General features: G+C 68.0%; 7 protein-coding genes and 3 tRNA genes. 3 read left to right on the top strand and 7 right to left on the bottom strand.

What is annotated here, in order from left to right:
• The first annotated feature begins 609 nt into the window (after nt 1–609).
• Both HG543_RS02720 and HG543_RS02715 read left to right on the top strand, forming a co-directional pair.
• Nucleotides 610–864, top strand: coding sequence for a helix-turn-helix domain-containing protein (locus HG543_RS02720; protein WP_343073253.1), 255 nt, complete (start codon nt 610–612; stop codon nt 862–864).
• Nucleotides 861–2,075, top strand: a complete 1,215-nt coding sequence (locus tag HG543_RS02715) for a tyrosine-type recombinase/integrase (protein ID WP_169343058.1) — start codon at nt 861–863, stop codon at nt 2,073–2,075. The genes HG543_RS02720 and HG543_RS02715 overlap by 4 nt, the downstream gene beginning before the upstream one ends.
• Nucleotides 2,076–2,140: 65 nt before the next feature.
• Here HG543_RS02715 and HG543_RS02710 read toward each other — a convergent pair.
• The 7 genes from HG543_RS02710 to HG543_RS02680 all read right to left on the bottom strand — a co-directional run bounded on the left by HG543_RS02710 (nt 2,141) and on the right by HG543_RS02680 (nt 10,012).
• Nucleotides 2,141–2,217: transfer RNA gene (locus HG543_RS02710), tRNA-Asp, on the bottom strand.
• A 78-nt stretch (nt 2,218–2,295) separates the two neighbouring features.
• A tRNA-Asp gene (locus HG543_RS02705) sits at nt 2,296–2,372 on the bottom strand.
• A gap of 7 nt (nt 2,373–2,379) precedes the next feature.
• A tRNA-Val gene (locus HG543_RS02700) sits at nt 2,380–2,451 on the bottom strand.
• A 141-nt stretch (nt 2,452–2,592) separates the two neighbouring features.
• Nucleotides 2,593–5,895: an IPT/TIG domain-containing protein gene (locus HG543_RS02695; protein ID WP_169343057.1), complete on the bottom strand. Its 3,303-nt coding sequence runs from the start codon at nt 5,893–5,895 to the stop codon at nt 2,593–2,595.
• 6 nt (nt 5,896–5,901) lie between these two features.
• Nucleotides 5,902–6,750 (bottom strand): sugar ABC transporter permease, encoded by an 849-nt coding sequence (locus tag HG543_RS02690; RefSeq protein WP_169343056.1) that lies wholly within the window; start codon nt 6,748–6,750, stop codon nt 5,902–5,904.
• Entirely contained in the window at nt 6,747–8,927 is a 2,181-nt protein-coding gene (locus HG543_RS02685) for an extracellular solute-binding protein (RefSeq protein WP_169343055.1), read from the bottom strand. The genes HG543_RS02690 and HG543_RS02685 overlap by 4 nt, the downstream gene beginning before the upstream one ends.
• Nucleotides 8,924–10,012, bottom strand: coding sequence for an ABC transporter ATP-binding protein (locus HG543_RS02680; protein WP_169343054.1), 1,089 nt, complete (start codon nt 10,010–10,012; stop codon nt 8,924–8,926). Before HG543_RS02680 ends, HG543_RS02685 begins: the two co-directional genes overlap by 4 nt.
• Nucleotides 10,013–10,266: 254 nt before the next feature.
• On the opposite strand from HG543_RS02680, the gene HG543_RS02675 reads away from it, so the two are divergent.
• Nucleotides 10,267–12,696, top strand: coding sequence for a glycogen debranching protein (locus tag HG543_RS02675; RefSeq protein WP_246356700.1), 2,430 nt, complete (start codon nt 10,267–10,269; stop codon nt 12,694–12,696).
• Nucleotides 12,697–12,699 lie beyond the last annotated feature (3 nt).

The following is a 12,699-nucleotide window of genomic DNA, read 5'->3' as shown; positions in this document are numbered from 1 at the left end:
GTGGGGGCCAGGGAGTGCCACGACGTGGTCCAGGAGGGCGCTGGGAACGCGGCAGGCGTCGCTCGGCGGGAACTTGCTGGGGAACGGCACAGTTGCGCCCAGGAGGGCTGAGGAACGCGGCAACGGACGTGAGGCATCGGGATGGGGAGTAGCGCAGTTGCCTATGGAGCGTGCTGGCGCGAGCCGTTTGCTCGGCTTGTATCAGCGCCCTTGTCAACGTCCAGCCAGCCAGGAGCGGGTTTCGTCAAAACTTCGGGGGTTGCGAACGGCGAAACCAGAGGGGGCCGCAGTTTTTCTGGGAAATTTTCCCAGCGTGTACGACCGCCGAGCAAGGTCCCGAGCAGCCATGCATCGGAAACCGGAGCCGGGGGCCCCTCCAAGCGACACCGAGCGGGCGCCCTGTGCGCTCCGTCACGATGTCAAACGTCAATCCCCGTCAACCCTCTATTCCTAAACTCCTTAAGGAAAAGTTCAGGTAGTATAGGAGTATACAAGAGGTATAGGGATATAGGGTTTTAGGGAAACTCTCATAGCCACTTGACGGTTGACGCCTGCCGCATTCCCTCTGCGGCCTGAGCCACGCCAAGAATCCGCACTCATTTATCGGCTGTGGAAAAACCCTTCTTGTCGCCAACTTCAAGCCAGCCCACGTCCGCTGAAAAAGGCTCCAGCGCGCCCGAGTTCCTGACCGTCGAAGAGGCCGCAGCACTCCTGCGCGTGAACCTGAAGACGCTCTACGAGTCGATCCGGCTCGGGCAGGTGCCCGGAGTCCTCCACCTCAGTCGATCCATCCGCATCCGCCGCGTTGTCTTGCTACGTTGGATGCCGGGTCACAGCGGTCCTGCGCTCGGAGAGAAGCGATGAGCGTCAGGCTGCGCAAGTGGAAGACGAAGGAGGGCAGGGTGCAGGAGGCGTGGTGGGTGGACGTGAAGTACCAGCACCCCAACGGGAGGGTGGAGCGAGTCCGCAAGGCATCGCCCATCAACACCCGCCGGGGCGCTGAAGAGTACGAGCGCCAAGTCCGCCAAGCCCTCCTGACGGGCACCTTCGGGAAGGAGAAGCAGAACGAGCCGGGCCGGGTCCTCACCCTTGGGGAGTTCGTCCCGCGCTTCATCACGTACAGCGAGAACAACAACAAGCACTCCAGCGTCGTCACCAAGCGGCAGATCCTTGATGACCACCTGCTGCCCGTGCTCGGGGACACGCCTCTTGACGCCATCGGTCCAGCGGAGATCGAGGACTTCAAGGCCGCGATGCGGAAGAAGCCTGCGGGCATTCCCGGACGGAGGGACGCCCCCTCGAAGGATGCCCTGCGCAAGCGCAAGGGCTCCGGGGTGAAGCTCCTGAGCCTCAAGTCCATCAACAACGTCCTGACCGTGCTGCACAAGTTGCTCGCACTGGCCCAGGAACAGGGCGTGCTCCAACACGTCCCACGCGTGAAGCTCTTCAAGACGGACAAGCCCGCCTTTGACTTCCTCATCTTCGAGGAAGCCGAGCGCCTGCTCAACGCCGCCGAGCCGGAGTGGCGCACGTTGGTCCTGTTGGCGCTCAAGACGGGGCTGCGGCATGGGGAACTGATTGGGCTCCAGTGGAGCGACGTGGACTTGAAGCGCGGCAAGCTCCAGGTGCGGCGCTCCATCTGGCAAGGAGTGACGGGGCTGCCCAAGGGCGGACGGGGACGGACGGTGGACCTTCCCGGCTCGGTGGTGGACGCACTCAAGGGGCACCGGCACCTGCGCGGCCCCTACGTGTTCTGCCAGTCGGACGGCCAGCCGCTCACCGCGAGCATGACGGAGCACCGGCTATCGCGGGCGGTGAGCCGGGCGGGCATCAGCCGCGAGCAGGGGCGCATCACCTGGCACGACCTGCGCCACACCTACGGCAGCCACCTCGCCATGAGGGGCGTCCCTCTCAAGGTCATCCAGGAGCTGATGGGCCACGCCACCATCGAAATGACCATGCGGTACGCCCATCTCGCGCCGGAGGCCCGGGAGAGCGCGGTGCAGCAGCTCGACCGGCCGGTCCCCCCCCAGCTCCACGCCGCACCGGCCACAGACGCCGGAGGGGCACACTGAGGGCACATAGGGGGACGGAGGAAAAAGAAAGGCCCAGCAACCCCTGAGGATTGCTGGGCTCTCAATGGCGAGGAGTACGGGACTTGAACCCGTGGCCTCCGGCGTGACAGGCCGGCGTTCTAACCAACTGAACTAACTCCCCACAACCTGGGCGGAAAACCAGTGCCCTCACCCTGAAAGGCGAAGGGCCCGGAACCTCGCGATTCCGGGCCCTTCTTCTTGGCGAGGAGTACGGGACTTGAACCCGTGGCCTCCGGCGTGACAGGCCGGCGTTCTAACCAACTGAACTAACTCCCCACAACCTTGGGCGGAACAGGGATTGAACCTGTGACCCTCGCCTTGTAAGGGCGACGCTCTACCGCTGAGCTATCCGCCCTCAAGGCGTCCGCCGCGCTGCGACGAGGGGGCTTTTATAAAGCGGCCCCCTCACTGTCAAGGATACGTTTTCTGCGGCCTGATCATTCCGGCGCGGCCCAGCCAAGCAGTGCAGACGCTCGGGCGGGCCGCGCCTGACAGCCTACTGGGTGACCTGGCCCAACGTGTCCGGGGACACGCCGTTGGACGAGCCACCGGACTGCCCGTCGAGCTGCACATCGCCGAAGCAGTACGGGCCCGTCCCCACGCGGTAGCGCCACACGTATGAGTGGCCCACGGGCACGGTCGGCGGCAGGCTGGCCGTGTATTCATCCGTGTCCCCGTTGGCATCGCCATTCAGGGTGCCGGCATTCCAGGTCCAGCCGGCGCCCACGCCCGGGTCCTGCTCCTTCGGGCCGTAGCCCAGCTCCGCCGTCAGGTTGGTGTTGGGCGGCGTGCCGTCGGTCGCGCCGGGTTCATAGACCTTCCCGTAGGTCGTGCGGCCGCCTTCCGTCGTCGGGGGCCACTGCAGATTGCAGTAGTTGATGGCCGTGTGGTTGCCCACCGTGAGAGCGTGCTGCTGGTCGGCGCTGTACCCGCCCACGTCGCTGCCGTCCTTGTCGCAGTACGTCCAGGCGGCGCCGTCCGTGCTGTAGCGCATGCTCACCGTGCGCTCACCCGTGTACGCCGGGTTGAACCGCGCGGAGAACTCGTCCGTGGCCCTCTCGCCTTCGACTCCGTGCGCGTACGTCGCGGCCTTCCAGGTGAAGGCCGCCGGAGTGGTGGAGGCATCCGCGCTCGCGGCGCCCACGCCCACCTGCACCTGGAGGCCCGTGGGCGCCCCGTCTGCTTCGGTGAAGCCGGGGAGGAGCACGCGGCCCACCGCGGTGACGTCGTCACCGCTGGCCACCGTGGTGCCACTGACGCTCTGGAGCTGGCACCGCGCGGGAGGCGGGGTCTCCACCGTCACCGAGCCAGCCTTCGTCGCGTCGAAGCCGGCGGCCCCGTCGTCGTTGCCGTCCGCGTCGCAGTAGAGGAACTCGCCCTCGTTCACCTGGAAGCGGTAGGCGTAGCGGTAGGTGCCCACCGTGTTCGGGTTGGGCAGGTTCGCCGTGTACTCATCGCTGGTGTCGGAATCGCCCTTGAACTGCGCGTCCGCCCAGTGCCACTGCAGGGACGCCGGGTCCTGGTCCGTGGGGCCCCAGCCAAGCTGGCCCCGAATCTGGGCCACCGCGCCAGTCGTGGTGTCGGTGATGCCGGTCACGCGCACGACGCCCACCACCGCGTGGGTGGCTGGGGAGACCGTGAAGTACGTGTGCTCCGGGGGCGTGGTGTCCCCGGCCGCCCCCAGCTTGCAGTAGCTGACGACGTTGGTGGTCGGCGGCGGGCTCACGGTGAGCGTGCCAATCTTCGTCGCATCGAAGCCGGTGCCACCCGTGTTGCCGTCCGCGTCGCAGTAGAGGGGCGCGCCGCCGTTCACCTGGAAGCGGTAGGCGAACCGGTAGTTACCCGCCGTGCCCGGGTTGGGCAGCGTGGCCTCGTACTCGTCGAAGTTGCGGATGGTGCCGTTGACGACGTCGCCCCTGAATGTGGCCGGGGTCGTCCAGTTCCACTGCTGCGAGGACGGGTTCTCGGTGGCCAGACCCCAGCCGAGCTGGCCCACGATGTTGGCGCCCTGGCCGTTTCCGTTCGTCACGCCCTGCACGTACACCTGGGCCACCACCTTGTGGGAGGCGGCGGAGACCGTCGTGTACGCCAGCGACGCCGGCGTGGTGGTCCCGACGGGTCCCAGCTTGCAGTAGCCGGCGACCGTGGGCGGCGCGGACGCGCCGGTGACGTTGAGGACGCCGAGCTTGTCCATCTCGAACGGCTGGTCCCCATCGTTGGTGCCGTCGCCGTCACACACGGTCACGGGGCCATCCACCACGTTGAAGCGCACCGCGTAGCGGTACGCGCCGCTCACCGGGGGAACGGGGAGCGTGCCCTTCCACTCGTCGTTGACCTCGAAGTTGTCCTTGCTGAACTCGAGCTCCGTGGCCCAGTTCCACAGCGGCGAGGTCCGCGGGTCCTCTCCCGCGGGGCCCCAGCCGAGCTGACCGACGAGCTCCGGCCCCGGGCCCACCTTGTCCGTCACGCCGGGGATGCCAACCTGGGCGTACACCGTCGCCAGGCCGTTGGTCTGCGTGGTCTGGTAGTCGACGGCCTCGGGGTCCTTCCGGTCCTCGCCAATCTTGCACCACGCCACCTTCGGCTTCGGCGGAGCGTTGGCCACCGTCAGGGTGCCCAGCTTGGCCATGCTGAAGGTCAGCTCGCCCGTGGTGCTGTCGTTGACGCCGTCCGCGTCGCACACGCGCCAGGCGTTCTCACTGATGCTGAAGCGGAAGGCGAGCTTGTAGGTGCCGAGCGTCTTCGGGTTGGGCAGGTCGGCCTGCCACTCGTCGTTGTTGCCGTGCTCGGTCACGTACGTGGCGTGGGTCCACGTCCACTGCTCGGACGTGCGCGGGTCCGTGCCATCCGGGCCGTAGCCGAGCTGTGCCACCACGCCCGAGCCCGCGCCAGCGCCCGAGGTGATGCCGTCGGCGAACACCTGGCCCGCCACCTTGTGGAGCTTCGTCTCACCCGGCGCATAGAAGAGGTCCGGGTTGGCGGGGTTCCCGTTCGGCCCCAGCTTGCAGTAGTCCACCCGGGGCCGGGCGATGAACACCCGGCGCATCATCGCCGCCGACATGCCGTTGGCGCTGCCGTCGCCGTCCGCCATCACCCACGTCTGCCCCTTGTCGAGCGAGAAGCGCACGGAGACGACCCACTCGCGATTCTCCCCGCCGATGGGGGCCTGCAGGAGCACGGTGCCCCGGTAGATGTCCGCCTCGCCGCTGCCCGAGTCCGTCTCGTACATGGCGTCCGACCACGTGTAGCTCTGCGGGTTGAGCAGCTCCGCGTTGCCCGCGGCGAAGCCCACCTGCGCGAGCACGCCGGCACCCTGGCCCGCGCCACGGGTGACGCCCGGCACGGTGACGGCGCCGCGCACGGTGACGCCCACCGGCGGCCCGCCGCTCACCGCGTCGGTGTTGCCGTTGACCACCTCGGCCTGGGCGATGTGCGGCGTCGGGGGGCCCTCATAGGCGAAGCCCTTCACCAGCACGCCGTACGCGCCATCCGGATTCCACACCCGCACGTCCATGCGCCCGGAGGTGGCGGTGGGGGTGTAGCCGTAGAGCCGGAAGGTGTTGACCACCACCGTGCGCTGCAGCTCCAGGTTGCCCAGGAATGCCTTCGCGCCCGGCTGGAAACCGGAGCCATAGATGTTGACGAGCGTGTTGCCCGCGATGGGGCCGCCCGTGGGCTGGATTTCCCGCACCGTGGGCGCGGTGAGCTCGGACGGGGAGACTCCGTCGGAGTCGTCACTGCACGCCACGGCGAGCAACGGCAATACGAGCAGCAGGGACCGGAGACAACGAGACGACATCGGCCATCACCCCTTGACGCCGCCAGCGGTGAGACCGCCGACGAGGTGCTTCTGGAGAGCGAAGAACAACGCCATGACCGGCGCGGACACCACGAGCGCGCAGGCGGCGAACTTGCCCCATTCCACCTTGTGCTCGCCCACGTACCGCTGGAGCGCGACGGGCAGGGTGAAGCGGGTCGGGTCATTGAGCAGCGTGGCGGCGAGGATGAACTCGTTCCATGCCGTCATGAAGGAGAAAAGCGCCGTCACGGCCAGCGCGGGGCGGGCCAGTGGCAGCACGACACGCAGGAACACCTGGGCGGGGGAGGCCCCGTCCATCACCGCCGCCTCCTCCAGCTCGCGCGGCAGCGTGTCGAAGTAGCCCTTCAGCATCCAGATGCAGAAGGGCATGGCCGTGGTGGCGTACACCAGGACCAGTCCCGTGAGGCTGTCCAGCAGGTGCAGCTTCTGGAGGATGCTGTAGATGGGCACCAGCATCAGCGTCGCCGGGAACATCTGCGTAATCAGCAGCGCCTGCATTCCGCCTTCCTTGCCGGGGAAGCGGAAGCGCGACAGCGCGTAGGCCGCGGACACCGCCAGCGTCAGGCCCACCAGCGTGGTGGCGCCGGAGACGACGATGCTCGACAGCAGCTGCCGGCCGAACACCCAGCGCCCCGCCGCGTCCGTGCTCAGGAGCACCTCGCGGAAGTGGTCGAAGGTGACGGCGTCCGGAATGGGGCTGACGCTGAGCGACAGCCCGTCCGTGGGGGACAGGGCCATCTTCACCACCCAGAGCACCGGGTACAGCGTCACCATGCACATCAGCATCAGCCCGGCGTGGATGGCGGCCAGCTTCAGGCGGGAGGAGCGGTTCATCCCAGCATCTCCGAGGACGAGCGCGTCAGCCGCTTGGTGAAGCTGGACCAGGCCAGCAGCACCACGAAGATGAGCACCGAGTACGCCGCGGCGAAGCCGTACTGCTGGTTGCGCTGGAAGGCCCAGCGGAAGGCCTCGGACACCAGGATGTCCGTGCCGCCGCCCGGCTCGCCTCCGGACACCAGGTAGATGATGTTGAACATGTTGAACGTCCACACGCTGCCGAGGATGACGGCCGGCAGCATGGCGGGGCGCAGGAGCGGCAGGGTGATGCGCCGGAACTGCGTCCACTTGCTCGCCCCGTCCACCTCCGCCGCCTCGTACAGCTCCTGGGGGATGGACTGGAGCGCGCCCAGCGCCACCACCATCATGAAGGGGAAGCCCAGCCACGTGTTGGTGGCCACGTTGGCCGCGAAGGCGGTGGAGAACTGGGCGAACCAGCTCACCGGCTCCAGCCCCAGCGCCACCAGCAGGCCGTTGATGGCGCCGAACTGGCGGTGGAACAGGCCCTTCCACATCAGCGCGGTGATGTAGTTGGGCACCGCCCACGGGATGATGAGCAGCACCCGGTACACGCCCTTCAGCTTGAGGAGCGGGTCCTTGAGCAGCAGCGCCAGGAACAGGCCGATGCCCACGTGGAGCACCACGTTGACCAGCGTCCACAGCAGCGTCACCGCCAGCGTGAAGTAGAAGGACAGCGGCTCGGTGATGCTGTAGCCGCGGCTGGCGAGGATGTCGACGAAGTTGGCCAGCCCCACGAACGAGTACTCGCCCGACTCGTGGTGGAAGAGCGACAGGCTCAGCCCCACCCCGAAGGGGATGAACACCAGCACCAGGAGGCCCGCCATCGCCGGGGCCAGGTAGGTCACCGCCAGCTTCACGTCCGGGTAGCGCTGCTGGAAGGTCAGCGCCGAGGCCGGCCGGCGCAGCACCCACACCGAGCCGCCCAGCGCCATGGCGCCCAGCAGGCCCAGCCAGGGCAGGGGGCTGGCGTCGGGCGGGCGCTCCCGGTACAGCGCGCGGTAGCGGCGGTCCGCCAGCGCCCCCGCGTCCTGGGGCGCGGTGCCGCCCTGGAGCACCCCGCGCAGCGCCAGCTTCATGGGCTCCCACACGCGCAGCATCTCCAGCGAGCTGGGCATGGGCGTGGCGTCGCGCGCCGCCTCCCGGAAGGAGGAGATGAGGACGTCGTCCTTCACCTCGGGCAGCTGGTACGCGGCCACCTCCGCCGGAATCTGCCGGCCCACCGTGACGCGAATCCGCGACGACTCGCCCGTGGACAGGAAGCGCGCCAGTTGCTGCGCCTTCTCGCCCTGCTTCGACTGCGCGGAGACGAACGCCGCCTCCACGCCGAGGAAGGGCTTCAGGGGGATGCCCGTCTCGCTCACCACCGGCAGGGCCACCACCCGGTAGTCCACGGCGGGGGAGACCTCGCCCGCGAACCAGGGGCCGCTGATGACCATGGCGGCGCGGCCGTCGTTGAAGAGGCTCTTCACCAGCGCGCCGGATACCTCCTGCGGCAGGTAACGGTCGTCCTGCAGCTTCTTCACGAAGGCCAGCGACTTCGTCATGCCCGGCGTGTCGAAGAGGGCCCGGCCGGACGCGTCGAACAGCTCGCCGCCGAAGCCGAAGAGGAAGGGCGCGTGGAAGTAGAAGTCGCCGCTCTCGTACACGAGGCCGAAGCGGCCCTCGTCGGCCTTCGACAGGGCCGGCAGCATCCGCAGGAGCTCCTCGGTGGTCCGCGGCGGCGTCGGCACCAGCTTCTTGTTGACGTAGAGCGCCAGCGACTTCTGGGCCATGGGGTAGCCGTACACCTGGCCATCCAGCTCCAGCGCCTGCACGGTGTTGGGGAAGTAGTCGCTGCGCACGATGACGCCCGTGGCGGGCGCCAGGAGGTGCTGCGAGTGGAAGTTGTGCAATCGCTCGTGGTTGAAGATGAAGACGTCCGGGCCGGCGCCGTGCGGAATGGCGTTGGTCAGCTTGGCGCCGTACGCGTCATAGGGCACCGCGAGCAGGTCCACCTTCACGCCCGTCTTCGCGGTGAAGCGCTCGGCCACCTGGATGAGCGCGGCCTCCTCGCCGCCGCGATACGCGTGCCACAGCTTCAGGGGCTCGGCCTCGTCGGCCGCGTGCGCGGTCCACGCCGTGGCCAGCAGCGCCAGGGCCAGCAGCCGCGTCACGACGCCACCCCCAGCGACTCGCGCTCCACCGGGTGACGCAGGGCGCGCGCGCCGTCCTCGGAGAAGACGTGCAGCGCGTCCGTCACCGGCGCCAGGGACACCTTGTCCCCCACCGCCACGTGCATCCCCTTGTCGAAGCGCGCGGCCACCGGCCCCGCCTCCGTCGTGAGGAAGGCGTACCCGTCGAAGCCCAACCGCTCCACCGCGTCCACCGTGCCCGTCAGCGGCCCGTGCGCCGCCACGCGCAGGTCCTGGGGACGCAGCCCCACCAGCACCTTGCCCGCGTCCGACGGCACGTCCGAGGGGCAGGGCAGGGTGAAGCCCTTGCCCGTGAAGCCCGCGCCCTCGCGCCTCGCTTCCAGGAAGTTCATGGCCGGCGAGCCGAGGAACCCCGCCACGAACCGGTTCGCCGGGCGGTTGTACAGCTCCAGCGGTGGGCCCACCTGCTGCAGGAGGCCTCCATTGAAGACGGCCACGCGGGTGGCCAGCGTCATGGCCTCCACCTGATCGTGGGTGACGTAGATCATCGTGGCGCCCAGCCGGCGGTGCAGCCGCGCCAGCTCGCCGCGCATCTGCACGCGCAGGGCGGTGTCCAGGTTGGACAGGGGCTCGTCGAAGAGGAACACCTTGGGCCGCCGGACGATGGCGCGCCCCATGGCCACGCGCTGGCGCTGGCCGCCGGACAGCGCCTTGGGCTTGCGGTCCAAGAGGTGGCCCAGCTCCAGCATCCCCGCGACTTCCTGCACGCGTGAGGCGATCTCCGCCTCCGGGAACTTCCGCAGCGTCAGGCCGAAGGCCAGGTTCTCCCGCACCGTCATATGCGGGTAGAGCGCGTACGACTGGAACACCATGGCCACGTCGCGATCACGCGGGGGCACGTCATTCACCCGCGCGCCACCGATGCGCACCTCACCCGAGTCCACCTGCTCCAGCCCGGCGATGAGCCGCAACAGCGTGGTCTTCCCGCAGCCCGAAGGACCGACCATGACCAGGAACTCGCCTTCCCTCACCTGAAGGTCCACGCCCTTCACGATGAGGTTCTGGCCAAACGACTTCTTGATTCCGCTCAGGATGACTTCGGACAAGTCGCGCTCGGAAAAATTATGGGGAGAACGGTCGCGAACCTTACCCTCGCGCGCGGGATTTCCCCAAACCCAGTTGGTTGGGCGCGGTGCGTCATGTCATACGTGAAGCATCCAGGCGAGGATGAAACACGTAGGGAGTCCGAGGGCCTGCCTTGTCAGCCCCGGAAGCCGCTTGTTATGGAAGCATGGTTCGTTCCCGGGCTGAGCCACGTCCGGATCGTCGAGGGCAGCCTACCTGTATGAGCACTCTCCGTATGACCCGCCTGAAGGGCGCGGCTTTGGCCAGCGTCCTGTTCACCCTCGGCTGTAGCGAGAGCGACTACGTCCGGCTCTATCACAGCGAAGCCCGGGCCCCGAGCTACTCGGTCGAGGACGTGGAGTCCATGAAGCACATGGGCCCCACCTTCGTGGACCGGGGCGTGAACTTCGCCCTGTATTCGGAGAACGCCACGAAGCTGGAGCTGCTGCTGTTCGATGATCCGGAGAGCAACCGCCCCACGCGCACGTACGAGATGAAGCGCTTCGGGGACGTGTGGAGCGTCTACGTGGAGGGCGTGGGGCTGGGCCAGCACTACGGCTTCCGCGCCTGGGGCCCCAACTGGGAGTACGACGCGAAGTGGTTCCCCGGCTCCATCCACGGCTTCAAGGCGGACGCCGACGTCTACGGCAACCGGTTCAATCCGAACAAGCTGCTGACGGACCCGTACTCCAAGGCGCTCCACCGGGATCACGACTGGAGCAAGGGCAGCACCGCCAGTGGACCCGCCCGCACGGAGGTGACGTACGGGGCCTCGGCCAAGAGCGTGCTCGTGCAGAGCACCTATCAGTGGGGCGAGGCGGAGCGGCAGTACCGGGAGAACCGCCAGGACGAGAACTGGAAGGGCCACCAGTGGAATGACCTCATCGTCTACGAGGTCCACGCCAAGGGCTTCACGGCGGACCCGGCCAGCGGCGTGCGCTTCCCCGGCACGTACCGGGGCCTCGGTGAGAAGGCGGACTACTTCAAGGACCTGGGCATCACCGCGGTGGAGCTGCTGCCCATCCACGAGAAGCCGCTGGACGGCGGCTACTGGGGCTACCAGACCATCAACTTCTTCGCCCCCGAGGTGTCCTACGCGGCCATGAAGCGGCCGCACGAGGTCATCGACGAGTTCAAGTGGATGGTGGAGGAGCTGCACAAGCGCGACATCGAGGTCATCGTCGACGTGGTCTACAACCACACCGGCGAGGGTGGCCTGTGGCGCGAGAAGCTGGAGACGGACGACGTCCAGCCCGGTGAGCCGCTGGAGTCCCTGGACCCGGCGGAGGTGGCCGGCCTCTACTCGTTCCGCGGCATCGACAACCAGGCGTACTACGCGCTCAACCCCGACCGGCGGACGTACTGGAACAACACCGGCGTGGGCAACCAGACGCGGCCCAACCACCGGCCCATGCGCAAGCTGACCATGGACAGCCTCCGCTTCTACGTGGAGGAGCTGCACGTGGACGGCTTCCGCTTCGACCTGGCGCCCATCCTCGGGGAGCGCGACGGCGACTACAACCGCTGGGACGACCCGCGCAACACGGTGCTCCAGGAGGTGGTCGACGACCCCGTCCTCCAGAAGTACAACACCCGCATCATCGCCGAGCCCTGGAGCGCGGGCGGCTGGTACTGCATGCCGCTGGGCGAGTTCCCCAACTCGCAGACGCAGCCGGGCAACGGCTGGTACGAGTGGAACGGCCGCTTCCGCGACTGGTGGCGCTCGTTCATCAACGAGGACGGCTGGAAGCTCAACTCCAACGAGGGCTCGCTGTGTGGCAGGCCGGGCTCGGTGGACGGCGCCTTCCTGATGTACGGCAGCAAGGAGTGGTTCGAGCGCAACGGGCGCCGTCCGTATCACTCGATGAACTTCATCACCGTGCACGACGGCTTCACGATGTACGACCTGTTCGCGTACAGCGAGAAGCAGAACAAGTGCGGCCCGCTCAACCCGGTGTGCTGCGACACGCCCAACAGCCCCTTCTGCGACAAGGAGAGCGGCGAGAACCACAACCGCTCGCGCAACTGGGGCCCCGTGGGTGACGAGCGCGCGGAGAGCGCGCGCCGGCAGATGATGCGCAACGCCTTCATGTCGATGATGATCAGCCACGGCACGCCGATGATCCTCGGCGGCGACGAGTGGATGCGCACGCAGCTGGGCAACAACAACGCGTACTCCACGCGCGCGGACAACCCGTTCAACTGGTACCAGTGGGGCGCGTACCTGGCGCGTGACGAGCGTCACCGGATGTACGAGTTCGTCAAGGCGTCCATCCGCCTGCGCAAGGAGCACGCCTATGCCTTCGCCCCGGCGGACTACGGGAAGGGCGCGCCGCTGGCCTGGAAGAGCGCGACGAACGGCCCCGTGGTGTGGGACTCGAAGCAGCTGATGATCCACTACCACGACGCGTCGTTCGGGCCGGAGCTGGTGGTGCTCATCAACATGGAGCCGCGCGCGGTGGAGTTCACGCTGCCCGAGGTGCCGGGCCGGCAGTGGAAGCGGCTCATCGACACCCAGTCCTACTTCGACAGCCCGGCGTACCTGACGTCCGCGGGCCTGGGCAGCCGCGTCACCGGCAACGCGTGGCTGGATGCCCCGCCCCCGGTGGCGGGGACGACCTACGGGGTGCCGGATAGGAGCATCGTCGTCCTGCGCGCGGAGTAGGGC

The organism is Pyxidicoccus fallax (genome assembly GCF_012933655.1).
Lineage (GTDB): Bacteria > Myxococcota > Myxococcia > Myxococcales > Myxococcaceae > Myxococcus > Myxococcus fallax.
This window is presented reverse-complemented; position numbering and strand designations above follow the sequence as displayed.